The sequence below is a fragment of the Alphaproteobacteria bacterium genome (assembly GCA_016124955.1).
GTDB lineage: Bacteria > Pseudomonadota > Alphaproteobacteria > UBA9219 > RFNS01 > RI-461.
Map to the genome: position 1 here is coordinate 251,996 of WGMR01000005.1, position 17,337 is coordinate 269,332.

A 17,337-nucleotide genomic window follows, 5' to 3' on the forward strand; every position below is an offset into this window, starting at 1 on the left:
TGTCTCCTACACAGTTACGTTAGTTGCAGATGGATCGGGTTCGTTCGTTTCGGCGGCTTCGCCGGTATCGTGTTGCGGGGTCGTCTGTTCGGCCGGAATAGATTGGCGTGCGTGGGCCACGGCACGGTCGATCTGCTGCCAGATCAGGTTCACATCGCGCTCTATGCCGCCATCGGCCCACTCGACCTTGCAATCGGATGCCGCAAGATCGTTATCGCCAAGCAGTACGACCTTGCCCGCAAAGGCGGTTTGCTCAGCCAGTTTTGCAAGCTGCGCATTCAAGTCATCAAGCCGTTCTTCGGCAACACGCACGACAAGGCGCGGTTCGCGCGAAAGTTCGGAGAGCGCTTGCTGCAAAATAGCTTCAATCTCGTTCATGCCGTTGCGGGTGATATAATCGGGGATCAGTTTGCGCACCATATGCGTGGCGATCTCTACGGTATCGGAAAGCTGTTGCTTGCGCGCTTCAACCACATTGCCGATGATGGCCGCGAGTTGCTGTTCCACCCGGCCCAGCATGGCTGCCGTATCGCTTGCCTGTTTCTCGTTGGCGGTGTGCTGCGCGTCGGCAAAGCCTTGTTCATAGGCTTCATCCTTGGCTTTCTTAAGCTGTTCACCGGAAAAACTGCTTTTTTCCTCAGGCTTGCTGCTTTGATCGAATGAGCGATCAAACAGAAATTTGCGCATCTGTGTATCGGTTGTTGCGGTCATCAGTAAATCATCTCATCCTGGGTTTCATTACCCTTGTTGATTACAATCTCGCCCTTGGCAGCCAGGTCCTTGGCGCTGGCAACCAAAGCCTGCTGCGCTTCTTCAACGTCACGGACGCGGATCGGCCCCATCGATTGCATATCGTCCTTAAGCAACTTGGATGCGCGTTCAGACATATTGCTGAAGAACAGATCGCGCATTGTTTCCGAAGCGCCCTTGAGCGCGACAGGAAGCTTGGCCTTGTCCACCACACGAAGGATCGCCTGGATCGCGGCGCCCTCGAGCTTGCCGAGATCTTCGAAGGTGAACATGAGGCTCTTGATTTTTTCTGCGGAGTCGCGGCTGCGTTCTTCGAGCGAAGACAGAAACTTGCTTTCGTTGGTGCGGTCGAAGCTGTTGAAAATTTCGGCCATAAGTTCGTGCGGATCGCGCTTGTTGGTGCGCGCGAGGTTGCTCATGAACTCGTTGCGCAATGTGCGTTCGATATCGTCAAGCACATCCTTCTGCACCGATTCCATGCGCAGCATGCGGGTCACGACTTCAAGCGAGAAGCTTTCGGGCAGCTGGGTCAGAACGCGCGCGGCATGGTCGGGTGTGATCTTGGTGAGCACGACGGCGACCGTTTGCGGATACTCGTTCTTGAGATAGCTGGCGAGAACGGCTTCGTTTACGTTCGCGAGCTTGTCCCACATCGTGCGGCCGGCGGGGCCGCGAATATCTTCCATGATGCCGTCAACGCGGCCCTTATCGAGGACTTTGGCGAGCAGGCGTTCGGTGGATTCAAGCGTGCCGACCAGCGAGCCGGTCGAGGACATCTGTTCGGCGAATTCGACGAACAGACGCTCAACGAGGTTTGAACTGACATTGCCAAGATTGGCCATGACCTGCGAAAGCTCTTTGATCTCGTCGTCATTCATGTGGGAGAACAGACGCGCGGCCTGTTCCTCGCCAAGCGACAGGATCACGATGGCGGCCTTTTCGGTGCCATTCAGGCTGCGAATGTCTTCACGGACGCGTACACCCACGGCTTGCTCCCTCTATTAACGGTTTTCCTGGTACATCCAGTTGCGCAGGATGCCAACGGACTCTTCAGGATGCTTATCAACCAGCTCGCCGACCTTGCGGATGGACGAAGCCTTCACCCGGCCATCCACGCGGCCGATATCGATCATGCTATCAAGCGCGCTTTCTTCATCATCGCCGCCGCCCATCGGGCCGGAAAGTTGCGCAGGCGAGCCGCCCGCGGCTATCGCGGCTTGCTGATCGCCCCCGCCGCTAAACGAACCGGCGGATTCCATGGCGCGGCGAAGCAGGGGGCGTACAACGAGCAACAGCACGAGCACGCCAACGATTGCAAGCACCACAATCTCGATCAGGCGGAACAGATCTTCCTTCGGGAAGCCGAACATCATATCAAGCTGCGGCAGGCCGGATTCGACGGTTTCTTCCGGCTGCATAAAGCGCATGTTGGTGACTTCCAGCGTATCGCCGCGGCTGGCATCGAAGCTGATGGCGGAGCGCACGAGCGCTTCAATCTGCTTCATTTCTTCTTCGGTGCGCGGCGTATAGGCCATTTTTTCCTTGTCATTTTCGTCGGGGGCATAACTGCCATCGACAACAACGGCGACCGAAAGGCGGCGCACCTGGCCGCTTTCGCGCACCTGGCTGCGAATGGTCTTGTTGATCTCGTAATTGATGGTCTGTTCCGTGCGGTTTGATGTATTGCCGCTGCCGCCACCCGCTTCGGGTGCGAGGCCGGCGGGAATGTTGCTCGTGATGCTCGCGCTGCCGCTTGCATTGTTAGAGCTGGTGGTGTCTTCCGAAGTGTTCTGCTGAGAGCGGACGACCTGGCTTTCCGGATCATAGATTTCGGATTGTGTCGTGATGCGGTCGAAATCCATTTCGGCGGAAACCTGCGCACGAACGCGCCCGAAGCCGATCGATTGCGCCAACAGGTCTTCGATTTTGCGGGCCTGCGCGCGCTCGAAATTCAAACGAATATCATCTTGCGAGGCGCCCATCGCGAGGGTGTTGTCGCCTTCCATCGGCCGTGCGAGCAGGTTGCCGCGGTCGTCGATGATGGAAATCTGGTTGGTTTGAAGCTGCGGTACGGCGGCGGCAATCAGGTTCTGGATTGCGGAAACCTGTTCCTTGGTCAGTGTGGCGGCGCTGCGCATTTTAAGGAAGATGCTGGCGCTGGCCGCCGTCTGGTTGCGGCTGAACAGTTCGCGTTGCGGCAGCACAAGGTGAACGCGGGCGCTGCTGATGGGGGTTAGCGTGCTGATCGTGCGGGCTAACTCGCCTTCAAGGGCGCGCAAGTGGTTGACGTTCTGAACGAAAGTAGTGGTGCCGAAACTTTCCTTTTGGTCGAAAATTTCATAGCCGATCGAGCCGCCCTTGGGCAGACCTTCGGCCGCCGCCGCCATGCGCGCGCGGCCGACCATGTCAGCGGGGACCTTGACGCTGCGCCCGTCGGGCGTGACTTCGAAGGGGATCTTCATTTGATCGAGCCGGGCGGCGATGGCGGAAGCATCCTGTTGCTCAAGTTCGCTATAGAGCAGGGACATCGGCGCATGCGTCATGCGCGAGGTCAGAAAGCTGAAGAAGCCAAGCAGGGCGATCACGACGATGCCGATCGCGGCAAGCCGCATAGGCCCGAGGTTGCGGAGTGTTTGCAGGAATCCGTTCACGTTGTGCTCCCCAAAACATATGGCGCGGTTGCGCCAGAAAAACCGTACCAGCAACGCTCCCCAGCGCCTGGAATTAACCAAGAATGTCTAGAATTTTATGAAAATCTGATTAATACCCGGCAAAATTTTCCCACACCGATAGGGTGAGGGAGGAATTTTTTGCCGAACAGTGGGTTAGCGCCTTCCGCAATTTCAGAAAGCCCAGTAAATTAAGGAAAAATTAGCCATATCGGCAGGGTCTATTCGCCTTGCCCAGCCGAAAAACCCGCCTTGCCGTCGAAAGTACGGAGGGATTCGGTCTTCATAAGGTCGAGCCCGGCGGCCACAACCTTGCCCTGCAGCGCCAGTATTTGTTCGGGCGTCACTTCGGCGCCATCCTTACCCATATAGCGGCAACGCCAGTGATCGGTGCAAAGCGTTTCGGGGAAGCCGCCCGGCCATACCTTTACGCCCCGGTTGCTGATCAGCATCAGTTCCAGACCGTCTATGTTACAGGCCTTGGCCTTGGCGCCGATCTCGTCCGGGCTGGAACCCGTCCAGCCGATGAAGATATCGACGCCAACGGTTTTTTGCTTGGTCTGGCGGCGCAGTTTGATAGGTGGTACGGCCATGGCGCCGCCGGTGTTTGCATAGCTGGCGGGCGTGAATTTAAGGGGTGTCTGGCCAAGGCGGGCGATAACGGCATCGGCGAATTCCTGCGTGCCTGCCTTCTGGCTGCTGATGCTTTCCTTATAAATGTCGCCGGTGTGGATGCCGTCTTCGATGGCCTTGTACCAGGCGTTATGGATCTTGGTGGCGATATCGCCCTGCCCAAGATGCACGAGCATCAAAACCCCGGAAAGCAGCAAACCGGAAGGGTTGGCGATATTCTGGCCAGCAATATCGGGGGCGGATCCGTGGATGGCTTCGAACATGGCGACATGTTCGCCGATATTGCTTGAAGCGCCCAGACCGACCGAACCCGTGATTTCAGCCGCGACGTCGGAAATGATGTCGCCGTAAAGGTTGAGCGTGACGATAACATCGAAGCTTTCGGGCTTGTCGGCCAGCTTGGCCGTGCCGATATCGATGATCATCTGGTCGTTGCGGATATCAGGATATTCCTTGGCGATCCGGGTGAATATCTCCCGGAACAGGCCGTCCGCCTGTTTCATGATATTGGCCTTGTGGAAGCAGGTGACGCGCTTGCGACCCTGCGCGCGGGCGTAATCGAAAGCATAGCGTACGATGCGTTCGCAGCCCTGTACGCTGACGATCTTCAGGCATTGCACGACATCGTCCGATTGCTGGTATTCGATGCCGGCATAAAGGTCTTCTTCGTTTTCCCGCACGATCACCACATCCATCACAGGGTGCTTGGTCTTGATCGTGGGGTGGTAGGATATGCAGGGGCGGACATTGGCGAACAGGCCCAGCGTCTTGCGGATCGTGACGTTCAGGCTTTTATACCCTTCGCCGATGGGCGTGGTGATGGGGGCCTTGTAGAAAACCTTTGTGCGGCGAAGCGATTCCCATGCTTCCGGCGCGATCCCGGTGTTGACGCCGCTCAGATAGACTTTCTCACCGATATCGATCTTTTCGATCGCAAGCCGTGCGCCGGCAGCCTCCATGATCTTCAGGCAGGCCGACATGATTTCGGGGCCAATGCCATCGCCATGGGCAACTGTAATCGGAGTGGGTTTGAGCATGCGCTATCCTTGCTGGAATAAGCTGTAAGCCTTAGCAAACAACCCATTAAGGAAGGTTTAACCAACAAAAGCCCCGGTTGCGCCGCAATGCTGGGGCGGTCTTTGTGGCCCGATTGGCGTTGCGGTTCAGACCGGGAAGCCTGAAATTCGAACCAAAGCATTTCTATCAACCATATTTGTGGAAACGGACCCTTAAATTCTCTGGCGCAGAATTGATTTTATAGGGATTGATTCATTTTTTCAGGGGGAGATGGTTATGGCAGTAGTCATTAAACAGAAAGAACACGTCACCAAATTACAAGACAACATTAAGGCTCAGCTTCTAGCCTCTGTTTATAATGAATTTTTTGAAGTAATCCCGGCCTTCACGCCAAGCCAGAAAGCCGAAGGCTATAACCTGCGTTACCAAGTGTTGTGTCAGGAGCGGATGCTTCTGAACCCCGAGGATTACCCGAGCGAGCAGGAATGCGACATGCACGATTTGCACGCCGCCCATTGCCTGCTTGTACACCGCCCGAGCGATATGACGGTGGGGACAATGCGGGTGATTTTTTCGGAAGGCGGCGACCATATGCTGCCCAGCTTCGCGCTTTACCCGACATTCACCGATCTGCTGGATATGAAATATACGGTCGAGCTTTCGCGGCTGTGTGTTTCACGCCAGATGCGCCGCCGCTGGAACGATGGCCCCTATGGCCGTGTAAGCGAGGGGGAAGGCATGGTGCCGGAAGGCAAGCGCAAGATCCCGCATGCGGCGCTGGGCATGTTTCGGGAAACGCTGGCGATGCTGCAGGGCAGGGATGTCACGCATGTCTGCGCGCTGATGGAACCGGCGTTGGCGATGATGCTGAAGCGGCTTGGGCTGCATTTTGCCGCCGCCGGCCCGGCGATCGATCATTACGGGCTGCGCCAACCTTGCTATGCGAAGATCAGTTCGCTCTTGCAACGGGTCGAGCGTGAAAAGCCCGCCATCTGGGCCTTCATCACAGATAACGGCCGCCTGGCGCCGGATTAAGCCAGATACCTTTTCTTTCCTGCCGGTTGTGCGATATAAGCCATGCGTATGGTTTATCGCATCGGCATAGATATCGGTGGTACAAAAATGGCGGCGGCGGCGCTTGACGCCGGGGGCAACATCGTTGCCGAAGGCCGCATGCCCACGCCGCGCGAATACAAGGCGCTGCTGGCCAACTGCCGTACGCTTGTGGCGCAGCTTGAAGGGGAGGTGAAGGAAACCTGCTCCGTCGGTATTGGCATTCCAGGCTATATCGTCAAAAGCACCGGTCATTGCTATGCGCCGAACACGCCTGCGCTTATGGACAGGAATTTTTCCGCAGAACTTAGCGTTGCCCTTGGCGGGCGACCGCTGCGCGTCACCAACGATGCCGATTGCATGACGCTTTCGGAAGCGGTCGATGGCGCGGCGCGCGGGCATAACATAGTGTACGGCGTGATCATGGGTACCGGCGTCGGCGGTTGCCTTGTTGCGAACAAGCGCATTGTGACGGGTGGCAACGGCTTTACGGAATGGGGGCATTTGCCCTTCCCGTGGCGGGAAGGCGGCGACGGCTTGCCGGTCAAATGCGGGTGCGGCAAGACGGGCTGCATCAACGCTACGACAAGCGGGCCCGGTCTCGCTTACCTGCATAAATTCAAGACCGGCAAGGATACGAGCGGGGAACAGATTGTGAAAATGGCGGAGCAGGGCGACGCCGCCGCGCTTGCGACGCTTGACCATTTTTATCGCATGGCCGCCAAGACCATGGTGCTGATCATCATGATGGTCGATCCCGACATGATCGTGATCGGCGGCGGGCTGAGCCAATTGCCGGGGCTGCGCGACAAGGTCCAGAAATATTCGCGTGACTATGCGCTCAGCGGCATCGTCGAAACCAAATTCGCGGTCGCGAGCCATGGGCCGGCGAGCGGTGTGCGCGGCGCGGCTTGGCTCTGGAACGATTGATTACTTCACAATCTCAAGTTTGCGTCCGAGCATGCGCACGGCATCCTTGATGCTGGATGTGCGCTTGAGAAGCTTCGTGCCTTCATAAACAACAAACTCCGTGCCGCGCGATGTCGTTTTGGCGATGCTGAAGAGCGGCTTGTCGAGGCTGTTGCGATAGACCGAAAACACGGCCGAGCCCGGCAGATGGTCGATTGCATAGTCGCGCCATGCGCCGTCGGATACCCTGTGCGCGTACAGGTCGAGGATGGCGGAAAGCTCGCTGCGCGTGAAGGTCACGGGCCCGCCTGTCCGCCTGCGACCGGATGAGCGCGAAGAAGGGGCTTGGCGGGGTGGCATGGAATGGCCTTTATTGTGGCTATTAGTGGAAAACTTGCCTAGTTTTTGACATTTCTTTATGACCTTATGTCCCGGACAAGCTAACAGGATCACCAGCCCATGGCGACAGATAACAACCTTATCCGTGAGATTGACGAAGATCTGCAGCGCCAGCGCACCCACGATCTGTGGAAGAAATACGGCAAGTGGATTATCGGCGGCGCGGTTCTTATCGTTCTTGGTACGGCCAGCTATACCTCGTGGCAGGCCTATCGCCTCAGCCACGATCAGGAGGCGACGGGCGCGCTTTTCGCCATGCTTTCGGCGCCCGATGCAAAGGAAGCTGCAGCAGCGGACAAGCTTGCGGCCTTTGCCGCGCAGGAAAAGGGCGAAAGCCAAAGTATGCTCGCGCGCTTTTACGAAGCCGAGGTGAAAAAACAGAACAAGCAGGAAGCGCAGGCGCTCGAGATATACGAATCCATCGCCGCCGATGGTGCGGCCGATCCGAAATACCGCGATCTGGCTTCCTTGCTTTGGGTGCAGCAACAGCTGGACAACGGTGATATCGAAGCCCTGCGTACCAGGCTTGGACCGCTCGCGAAGGAAGGTGCGCCATGGCGCTACAGCGCGACCGAATATCAGGGTTTGCTCGCGGTCCGGGCGGGAGACAATCAAAAGGCGGCCGAAATTTTCACGGCGTTGTCGCAAGATCCGTTGGCTCCTGTTGATCTGCGTGGCCGCGCGCAGGACCTTGCCCGTTATTACGAGAGGCGCTGATGAAACGCGTTCTTGCGGTTGCTGTTCTGCTGGCTGGCCTTACGGCGTGCGATACGTTGAACGATGTTTTCAAGAGCAGTGCCCTTGAAAAAGGCGCAACGCCGGGGGACCGCGCTTCCGTGATTGCGGATGACAGAAAGCTCGAGCCCGATGCAAGCCTTTCGGCGAAATCCATAAGCCTGCCGCCCGAGGTGGCTGATGCTGACTGGCCCTTCGCGGGTGGCGGCAGCGCCAATGTGGCCGGGCACCCCGCCTTGCCGGAAAAGCTTGAGCGGGCATGGTCAACAAGCATCGGCAGCGGTTCCGGGTCCGGCACCAAGCTGTTGGCGCGTCCGGTCGCAAGCGGCGGCAAGGTTTATGCGATGGACGCCGAAGGCAATGTGGCGGCGGTGAACGCGAAAGACGGCGATTTGCTGTGGGAGACGGAAACCGAGCCGGAAGATGCCGATGATGATGCGATGGGCGGCGGCATTGCCTTCGCCGACGGCAAGGTGTTCGCGACCACCGGCTATGGCGAAGTGCTGGCTCTTGATGCGGCGGACGGCAAGATTTTATGGCGGCGCGGGCTCGGTAACCCGTTCCGCAGCGCGCCTGCGGTCAGCGACGGGCGGGTCTATGTTGTCGGCATCGACAACGAAACCCATGCGCTTTCCGAAAAAGACGGCACGATCATATGGCGCCATGCCGGGATCAGCGAATCCACCTCGCTGATGGGTGCATCGAGCCCCGCAGTGCTGGGTGATACGGTGGTGGTGGCTTATACATCGGGCGAAATTTTTGCGCTGCGCGCACAAAACGGCCGCCCGGCATGGGGCGATGTGCTGGCCGTGCCGCAACAGGTCGGTGCGTTACCGGCGATGGCGGATATTCGCGGTATGCCCGTGGTCGATCGCGGCGGCGTGTTCGCGATGTCGCATAGCGGCCCGCTCGTTGCCATTTCGCAGCGGCGGGGGGAGCGCGTGTGGGAACTTGATGTCGGCGGGATCAACACGCCCGTTGTCGCCGGCAACATCGTGACGGTGCTGACGAACGATAACAAGCTGGTCACAGTGACGGTCCAGACCGGGCGTGTGGTGTGGGTTCGCCAGCTTGAGAATTTTGAAGACCCGGAAGACAAGCAGGAATCGGAGCGTATTGTGTGGAGCGGGCCGGTGCTTGCGGGCGGGCGCATGTTCCTTGTGAATTCCTTCGAGCAACTTCTCGAAATTTCGCCTTTCACGGGCGAAGATATCAAGACTTACGAATTGCCTGACCGGGCCTATGTGCCGCCGATTGTCGCGGGGCAGACGCTTTATGTCGTCACCGACGACGGCGAACTTGTAGCGTACAGATAGCGCAGGCCGGGCATGCCGCTTACCGTCGCGATTATAGGCCGGCCCAATGTCGGAAAATCCACGCTGTTCAACCGGCTTGCCGGAAAAAAGCTGGCGCTGATCGACAATGTGCCCGGCCTGACGCGAGACCGGCGCGTGGCGCCGGCGCAAATTCTCGATCTTTCCTTCGATCTGATCGATACCGCGGGTTATGAGGTTGGTGACAGCAACATACTTGCGGTGCGCATGTGGGCGCAAAGCGAACGCGCGATCAAGGACGCCGATGTCAGCATCTTTATGGTGGATGGCCGCGCAGGCCTTACGGCGGTTGACCGGCAGCTTGCCAAGCTGTTCCGTAAATACGGCAAACCCGTCATTCTGCTTGTGAATAAGTGCGAAGGGCGCAAGTTGCCGGATGGTTTTACCGAGGCCTATGAGCTTGGCTTTGGCGAGCCGGTGGCGATTTCCGCCGCGCATAACGAAGGCATGGACGAATTGCGGGAGGCGCTTGAGCGCTATGCCCCGCGCGCGCCTGAGGTGCCGGAAACCAAGGGTGAGGCAGGCGAAAAAACTTCCGTGGATGATGTGCCGGAGGAAGAAGAAAACAAGCCGCTGCATGTCGCCATCGTCGGACGCCCGAATGCGGGTAAATCGACGCTGATCAACCATCTGACGGGCGAGGAGCGTATGCTGACGGGCCCCGAACCCGGCCTGACGCGCGATGCCATTCATATCCGATGGGAATATGGCGGGCGGGCGGTGCGGCTGGTCGATACCGCGGGTATGCGAAAAAGGGCGCGCGTACAAGACAAAATCGAGCAAATGAGCGTGCAGGAATCGTTGCGCGCCATACGGCTGGCGCATGTGGTCGTGCTGGTTGTTGATGCCACGCAGGCGCTCGATAAGCAGGATCTTCTGATCGCCCAGCATGTAACGGATGAAGGCCGCGCGCTCGTGGTCGCCATCAACAAGTGGGATCAGGTGGATAACAAGAAGGCCACGCTGGATAATATCCGCGACAAGATCGAACGTTCGCTGGCGCAGGTTTCGGGGCTGGGTTTTGTGACCATGTCGGCGCTCAAGGATCAGGGGCTCGAAGCGCTTATGCAGGCGGTTTTCCGCGCCTACGAAACATGGAATATCCGCGTGCCTACGGCACAGCTAAACCGCTGGCTCGAACATGTTCTGGAAAAGCATTCGCCGCCCATCGTCAAGGGCACGCGTATCAAGCTGCGCTACATGACGCAGGTCAAGGCCCGCCCGCCCACCTTTGCCATTTGGGTCAACAAGCCTGTCGATCTGCCCGGCAGCTACTTGCGGTTTCTTACCAACGGGCTGAGGGAATCGTTCGGCATAGAGGGGGTTATGATCAGGTGGATTCTTAAGAAAGGGAACAATCCATTTGAAAAACATAAGAGATAAAATCAATCTGTCACGCGCCATGGCTGCGTGATATGGTCATGCCAACCCGGAGCGCCCATGCAGCAGCCTGGTTTTGGTATCATGATCAAAAGCGTCGCAGCGCCGCAGGAAGCGGTGAAAGCGATCGCGCTTCTGTACCGCGATGATGGCCGCGCCAACATCATTCCTCATTTTTTTCGCATTGTCGGCGACCGTTCAGGAAACGTGCGCGCGTTGCTTGAGCGTGTGGGCGACGAAGGCGCGGGGCAGCTTGGCCTCGTTTACGCCAGCGAGAAATACGAATTTCTTTTCGTCGTGAATGTACTGCGCCACGATTTGGGTCATCAGGATCAGGCCAGCGCGACGGCCTGCGGCATTCTGATCGATGCGCTTCTGAAAGCCTGCCTGCTTACCACGGCGGAGCATAAAAGCTGCAGCGCCGTCATTGCCTTTAAGCGGGAGGAGGAATTCAACCTTGCTTCCGGCCGTGCGGGGCAGGATAGGGTGCGGAAATATCTGCGCTACCTGAAGTTGCCCCCGTCAAGCCTAGGCGGCCAAGAACACAGCCAGCAGCAGACGTCAGAGCAAGCGGGTTTTGATCTTGCAATCCCGGAAAAGCCGTTGCCCGCAACCTAGTCGGCATCGGGCCAGGGTCAATGATATCCACGCTTATGTTTGTCTTGGCGGTTTCAAGCGCATAGCATTGTGCGAACCGTTCAAGCGCTGCCTTGCTGGCGGCGAACCCGCCCCAATAGGCTTCGGCCATGCTGCCTTGCGAGCATGTGATGAATACGGCGCGCGCCGCTTCGCTTTGGCGCAACAGCGGATCAAGGCTGCGGATAAAACGGTAATTCGCGGTGGCGTTGACGGTCATGACTTGCTGCCATGTTTTCGGTTCCAGATGTGCGGCGGGCGTCAGCACGCCCAGCGTTGCCGCGTTGGCGAAGAAGAAATCGAGCCTGCCGTAGCGCTGGTGCAGTTCTGCGCCCAGCGCGTCGATTGCATCGATGTTTTTTTCAAGGTCGAAAGGAACGATCGTCAGCGGGTGGCCGCCTGCTTTGCGCACTTCGTCATCAAGCGCCTCGAGCGCGCCGACGGTGCGGGCGGTCACGATACAATGTATGCCCATGGCCGCAAGCTGGCGGGTCAGTTCGGCCCCTAGTCCGCGCGATGCGCCGGTGACCAGCGCGAGCCGCGCTGTGCTATGCCCTTCGCCTGCCGGCATTATTCGCAGGCCTTGGCGGCGAAGGAAAGGATGCCCTGATCGCTTTCAAGATCGGTTAACGGGACGGGGTAATCGCCGCTGAAGCAGGCATCGCAGAACTGGGGCTGTTCGGTATTGCGGCCGGGTTCGCCCACCGCGCGGTACAATCCATCGAGCGAAATAAAGGCAAGGCTGTCAGCGCCGATGAATTTCGACATCTGCTCGACCGTGTAGTTATGCGCCAGCAGCTTTGCCTTCTGCGGCGTATCGATGCCGTAGAAACAGCTATGCTTGGTCGGTGGGCTTGAGATGCGCATGTGCACTTCCTTCGCGCCCGCCTGCCGGATCATTTCGACGATCTTGGTGGATGTCGTGCCGCGTACGATGGAATCGTCCACCAAAATCACGCGTTTGCCCTCGATATAGCTGCGGTTCGCGTTATGCTTCAGCTTGACGCCGAGATGGCGGATCCGGTCTGTCGGCTGGATGAATGTGCGGCCGACATAGTGGTTGCGAATGATGCCGAGATCGAACGGAATTTTGCTTTGTTCGGCATAGCCGATGGCCGAGGGAACGCCCGAATCCGGAACCGGCACAATAATATCCGCATCGACCGGGAATTCCTTGGCCAGTTCCATGCCGATGCGTTTGCGCGCTTCGTAAACCGAGCGGCCTTCCATGTGGCTGTCGGGCCGCGCGAAGTAAATATATTCGAATACGCAAAAGCGCGCTTTCTGTTGCTCGAAAGGCTTCAGGCTTTCAAGGTTGTTGCCGCGCAGGATCACGATTTCGCCCGGTTCAACATCGCGCACCAGTTCGGCGCCGATGATATCAAGCGCGCAGGTTTCGCTGGCCAGTACATGCTGGCCATCAAGCTTGCCGATGCAAAGCGGGCGCACGCCCCACGGATCGCGCACGCCAATAATTGCGTTGCTGGTCATGGCGACGAGGGCGTAAGCGCCATCTATCTGCTGCAGCGATTCTACCAGCCGTTCGACCGGGCCGCTGGCCTTGGCCGTAGCCATCAGATGAATAATCACTTCGGTATCGGAAGTGGAACGGAACAGGCAGCCCCGTTTGACCAGTTGCCGGCGCAAAATATGAGCGTTGGTCAGGTTGCCGTTGTGGGCGAGCGCGAAGCCGCCGAATTCAAAATCGGCGAAAAACGGCTGTACATTACGCAGCGCGGTTTCGCCCGTGGTGGCGTAGCGAACATGGCCGATACCGATATTGCCCATCAGGCGCTTGATGACATCTTCGGAATTGAAATTCTCGCCCACATGGCCCATGGCGTGGTGGGAGTTGAACTGCTCGCCGTCAGTTACCACGATGCCCGCGGCTTCCTGCCCGCGATGCTGAAGGGCATGCAGCCCCAAGGCGACCTGCGCTGCGGCGCTTTCCCCGCCGGCTATACCGAATACGCCGCATTCCTCCTTCAGTTTATCGTCATCGAACGGGTTGGAGGTCAGCAGGGCGGTCATTCGTTGGCCTGCTTTTCGATCAGTTGTTCCAGACTTTGCCGCTCATTGGCGTCATAGGCCGGCTGGCTGCCCTTGTTCGCGCCCGGCTTCGGAATGGTAAGCTGCTGCAGGAAACTATTGGCGTTATCGAGGTTCTTTTTGGTCTCCTCGGCCTTCTGGATCGCGACCTTGGCTTCGTTCTGCGAATATTCGGGGATGAAGGATTTGATCAGCCCGGCACCCGCTTCAAGCAGCGGCCTGGTTTTGGCCGATGCGATCCAGTCCGGCTGCATGTCGGGTTGCGGCCATACCACGAGCGCGCCCAGATACATCAGGCATGCCACCAGCATGCCGCGCAAAAGCCCGAACACGAAACCGAGTGATCGATCAATCGCCGTCAAAGTGTTGCCCTTGACGATGTTGGCGATCATGCTGCCGATCGGTATCAGGATGATAAGTGCGACACAGAAAAGCGTTACGGCCGTGGCGCCGTCAGCGATGATCGCCTTGTCGATCTGTGTTCTCATCCAGGGCTGGACGACAGGATAAAGGTAGATCGTGGCGAAAAAAGCGCCGGTCCATGTGGCCAACGAAACCGCTTCGCGCAGGAACCCGCGCATGAAGGCGAGTATGGCGGACAGCAAAAGAATAACGGCGACCGATATGTCGATAATGCTGATACCGGCAGAGTGCTGCGCCGCTTCTTCCATCGCCTTGACCTCGCTTTGAAAATCGCAGCGATTTTCTAGCACATAATTGCTTGAAAAGAAGTAAGGCTCATTGCCTTAAGCGCCTAACCTCGGCAACGGGCTGAAAAAGCGGCAGTAAGTCATTGAGTTGATTTAATTCTGTGCGGTTTATAGCCATATCCGGCTTGATTTTGGCGTGCTTGCTTTTGGGTAAAATCGCCTGCGTAAAACCGAGCTTGGTGGTTTCCTTGAGTCGCAGGTCCGGCTGGCTTACCGGCCTGATTTCGCCCGACAGGCCGATTTCGCCAAAAACGACGCATTCGGGCGGCACAGGGATACCGGAAAGGGAGGAAAGCAGGGCGGCGGCCACGGCAAGGTCGGCTGCCGGTTCGTTGATGCGCAAGCCGCCCGCCACGTTCAGATAGACATCGTTGGCGCCGATCTGGATGCCGCAGCGCGCTTCAAGCACCGCGAGCACCATCGCGAGCCGCCCGCTGTCCCAGCCGATGACGGCGCGGCGCGGCGTACCGAGCGCGGAGGGGGCGACCAGCGCCTGTATTTCGACCAGCACGGGCCGCGTACCTTCAAGCCCCGCGAACACGGCCGCGCCCGAAACATCGCCCCGTCTGTCGGCAAGGAACAGCGCGGAGGGGTTGGCGACCTCGACAAGGCCCTGATCGGTCATTTCAAAGACGCCGATTTCATCGGTAGGGCCGAAGCGGTTTTTAACGGCGCGGAGAATGCGGAAATGATGGCCGCGTTCGCCTTCCAGATACAGCACGGTATCGACCATATGTTCGAGCACGCGCGGCCCGGCGATCATGCCTTCCTTGGTCACATGGCCGACGAGGATGAGCGTGATGCCGCGCTTCTTTGCGATGCGTATAAGTTCCTGCGCGCTGGCGCGCACCTGCGCCACGGTGCCCGGTGCGCTATCGAGCGTATCGACATACATGGTCTGGATGGAATCGATGACCGCGACGGCGGGCGCCTTCGGCTGATCAATTGCGGTGATGATATCGCGAACGGATGTGGCGCTCGCGAGATCGCAGCGCGCGCCGGAAAGACCAAGCCGCCTAGCGCGCAGCCGCACCTGTTCGACCGCTTCCTCGCCTGATATGTAAATGCATTGCTGATCTGTGCCGAGACGGCAGACCGCTTGCAGAAGCAAGGTGGATTTGCCGATGCCCGGGTCGCCGCCGATCAGGATAACCGAGCCCGGCACGAAACCGTTGCCCGCAACGCGGTCAAGTTCGCTGATGCCTGTCATGCGCCGGGGGGCGGGGGCGCTTGTGCCGCCAAGGTCAAAAAATTCGATCCGGCCGGAAGATTTTGCGCCGCCCTTGCCGCCAAGCCCCTTGGGTGGGCCGCTGGCGATGGGCTCTTCGACCATGCTGTTCCACGCGCCGCAGCCTTCGCATTTGCCCGCCCATTTGGGGAAGCCGGAAGCGCAGCTTTGGCAGACAAATTGGGAGGTCGCTTTGGCCATAGGGATAAATGTTCCCTATTTGTTCCGTTCTGTCAAGAAGCCATTTTTTGCGGCCTAAACGGCTGCCCGGTTATAGCCGAGCACCTGCATCTTGATCGGCCCTTCGGCGCGGCCGTGGATGAATTGATCGACATATTCGTTGTTGGAAAGATCAATTTCGTAGCGGGGGCCTTCCCAGATGATCTTGCCTTCGTAAAGCATGGCGATGCGGTCCGCGATCTTGCGGGCGCTGGCCATGTCATGCGTAATGGAAACGGCGGTCGCGCCCAGTTCGCGCACGCATTTGATGATCAGGTCGTTGATCACGTCCGCCATAATGGGGTCGAGGCCCGTGGTGGGCTCGTCGAAGAAAATAATCTCGGGTTCCGCCGCGATCGCCCGCGCAAGCGCGACGCGCTTTTGCATGCCGCCGGAAAGCTCGGCGGGGTGAAGTTCGGCAACGTCCGCATTCAGGCCGACCTGCGCCAGCTTGGCGATAGCGATTTCCTTGGCCTGCTTGCGGTCCATGCCCTGCGCCTGAATGAGTTTGAAGGCGACATTGTGCCAAACGCGCAATGAATCGAACAGCGCGCCGCCCTGAAACAGCATGCCGAATTTGGCCATATGCGCTTCGCGCTTGCTGCCGTGGGCATGCGTGGTGTCTTCACCGTCGATCAATATCTTGCCCGCATCCGGTTCGTGGATGCCAAGCAGGCATTTCAGCAAAACCGATTTGCCGGTGCCCGAGCCGCCGATGATGACCAGCGATTCACCCTTGTTGACCTTAAGGTTGATGCCGCTCAGCACCGTTTTGGGCCCGAACGACTTTTTTACGTCCTGCAATTCGATTTTCGGTGCGGTCTGGGTCATGATCAATCCGAAAAGAAAATGCCGGTCAGCAGGTAGTTGCTGACGAGGATGAGGATCGAGGCGGAGACGACCGCATTCGTAGTCGCGGTGCCGACGCCCGCCGCGCCGCCCTTCGAATTGTAACCGCAATGGCAGCCCATGAGCGCGACGATAAAGCCAAACACCGAAGCCTTGACGAGGCCGGAGGTCACGTCGATGGGTTCAAGATATTCCCATGTCTGGCTGATATAATTGGCGGCGTTGAAGCCGAAGCGGTAAACGCTGACGATAAAGCCGCCGAAAATGCCGATGATATCCCCCACCAGCACGAGGCAGGGCAACATGATGACGCCGGCGAGCAACCGCGGCATCACAAGGTATTTGAGCGGGTTGGTGGAAAGGGTTGTGAGCGCATCGATCTGTTCGGTCACGCGCATGGTGCCGATTTCCGCGGCGATGGAGGCGCCGATACGCCCCGCCACCATCAGCCCGGCAAACACGGGCGCCAGTTCGCGCGTGATCGAAAGCGCCACGACGGTCGCGATCGCGCTTTCGGCATTGAGGCGGGAGAAGCCGGTATAGCTTTGCAGCGCCAGCACCATGCCTGCGAACAAGGTGGTGAGGCCGACGACCGGCAGAGAGTAATAGCCGATATCGAGCATCTGCTTGAATATTTGCGAAAAGTAGAAAGGCGGGCGCACCACATGCGAAACCGAGCGCCCGGTAAAGAGCGCGAAGCGGCCGGTGGCGCGCACAAAATCGATAAAGGCGCGGCCGAGAAGGGCGAGTGGGTTTGTCATGGTCTG

16 protein-coding genes are annotated in these 17,337 nt (G+C 58.5%); 5 read left to right on the top strand and 11 right to left on the bottom strand.

Features of this window, described 5'->3' with window-relative positions; genetic code table 11:
* Positions 1–6 precede the first annotated feature (6 nt).
* From GC131_04305 to GC131_04320, 4 genes are all read right to left on the bottom strand, one after another.
* A complete protein-coding gene (locus GC131_04305; protein ID MBI1273290.1) occupies positions 7–711 on the bottom strand; it encodes a hypothetical protein in 705 nt (234 codons plus the stop codon).
* Positions 711–1,736: a flagellar motor switch protein FliG gene (fliG, locus tag GC131_04310; GenBank protein ID MBI1273291.1), complete on the bottom strand. Its 1,026-nt coding sequence runs from the start codon at positions 1,734–1,736 to the stop codon at positions 711–713. Before fliG ends, GC131_04305 begins: the two co-directional genes overlap by 1 nt.
* A gap of 15 nt (positions 1,737–1,751) precedes the next feature.
* Positions 1,752–3,401, bottom strand: a complete 1,650-nt coding sequence (fliF, locus tag GC131_04315) for a flagellar M-ring protein FliF (GenBank protein MBI1273292.1) — start codon at positions 3,399–3,401, stop codon at positions 1,752–1,754.
* 239 nt (positions 3,402–3,640) lie between these two features.
* A complete protein-coding gene (locus GC131_04320) occupies positions 3,641–5,089 on the bottom strand; it encodes an NADP-dependent isocitrate dehydrogenase (GenBank protein ID MBI1273293.1) in 1,449 nt (482 codons plus the stop codon).
* Positions 5,090–5,339: 250 nt separating this feature from the next.
* On the opposite strand from GC131_04320, the gene GC131_04325 reads away from it, so the two are divergent.
* Both GC131_04325 and GC131_04330 read left to right on the top strand, forming a co-directional pair.
* On the top strand, positions 5,340–6,104 hold the full coding sequence (locus tag GC131_04325; protein MBI1273294.1) for a PEP-CTERM/exosortase system-associated acyltransferase: 765 nt from the start codon (positions 5,340–5,342) through the stop codon (positions 6,102–6,104).
* 42 nt (positions 6,105–6,146) lie between these two features.
* Positions 6,147–7,052 carry an ROK family protein gene (locus tag GC131_04330; GenBank protein MBI1273295.1) on the top strand — a complete coding sequence of 302 codons (906 nt, stop codon included), beginning with the start codon at positions 6,147–6,149 and terminating at the stop codon, positions 7,050–7,052.
* Here GC131_04330 and GC131_04335 read toward each other — a convergent pair whose 3' ends face one another.
* Positions 7,053–7,391, bottom strand: coding sequence for a DUF2794 domain-containing protein (locus GC131_04335; protein MBI1273296.1), 339 nt, complete (start codon positions 7,389–7,391; stop codon positions 7,053–7,055).
* Positions 7,392–7,490: 99 nt separating this feature from the next.
* Here GC131_04335 and GC131_04340 point away from each other — a divergent pair, with 99 nt between their 5' ends.
* From GC131_04340 to GC131_04350, 3 genes are read left to right on the top strand one after another with little or no spacing between them, the layout of a single operon-like run.
* A complete protein-coding gene (locus GC131_04340; protein ID MBI1273297.1) occupies positions 7,491–8,147 on the top strand; it encodes a tetratricopeptide repeat protein in 657 nt (218 codons plus the stop codon).
* Positions 8,147–9,481: a PQQ-binding-like beta-propeller repeat protein gene (locus GC131_04345; GenBank protein MBI1273298.1), complete on the top strand. Its 1,335-nt coding sequence runs from the start codon at positions 8,147–8,149 to the stop codon at positions 9,479–9,481. The genes GC131_04340 and GC131_04345 overlap by 1 nt, the downstream gene beginning before the upstream one ends.
* Before the next feature lie 12 nt (positions 9,482–9,493).
* On the top strand, positions 9,494–10,882 hold the full coding sequence (locus GC131_04350; GenBank protein MBI1273299.1) for a ribosome biogenesis GTPase Der: 1,389 nt from the start codon (positions 9,494–9,496) through the stop codon (positions 10,880–10,882).
* Positions 10,883–11,330: 448 nt separating this feature from the next.
* Here the strand turns inward: GC131_04350 and GC131_04355 are convergent, their stop codons facing one another.
* Genes GC131_04355 through GC131_04380 form a run of 6 tightly spaced genes read right to left on the bottom strand, consistent with a single transcriptional unit; the run spans position 11,331 to position 17,331 of the window.
* A complete protein-coding gene (locus GC131_04355) occupies positions 11,331–12,086 on the bottom strand; it encodes an SDR family NAD(P)-dependent oxidoreductase (protein ID MBI1273300.1) in 756 nt (251 codons plus the stop codon).
* Complete coding sequence (locus tag GC131_04360; GenBank protein MBI1273301.1) at positions 12,086–13,537, bottom strand: amidophosphoribosyltransferase; 1,452 nt, start codon at positions 13,535–13,537, stop codon at positions 12,086–12,088. The genes GC131_04355 and GC131_04360 overlap by 1 nt, the downstream gene beginning before the upstream one ends.
* A 5-nt stretch (positions 13,538–13,542) precedes the next feature.
* Entirely contained in the window at positions 13,543–14,277 is a 735-nt protein-coding gene (locus tag GC131_04365; protein MBI1273302.1) for a CvpA family protein, read from the bottom strand.
* Between the two features lie 25 nt (positions 14,278–14,302).
* Entirely contained in the window at positions 14,303–15,703 is a 1,401-nt protein-coding gene (gene radA, locus GC131_04370; protein ID MBI1273303.1) for a DNA repair protein RadA, read from the bottom strand.
* A gap of 54 nt (positions 15,704–15,757) precedes the next feature.
* A complete protein-coding gene (locus tag GC131_04375; GenBank protein MBI1273304.1) occupies positions 15,758–16,552 on the bottom strand; it encodes an ATP-binding cassette domain-containing protein in 795 nt (264 codons plus the stop codon).
* Between the two features lie 2 nt (positions 16,553–16,554).
* Entirely contained in the window at positions 16,555–17,331 is a 777-nt protein-coding gene (locus GC131_04380) for an MlaE family lipid ABC transporter permease subunit (protein MBI1273305.1), read from the bottom strand.
* Positions 17,332–17,337: the final 6 nt, after the last annotated feature.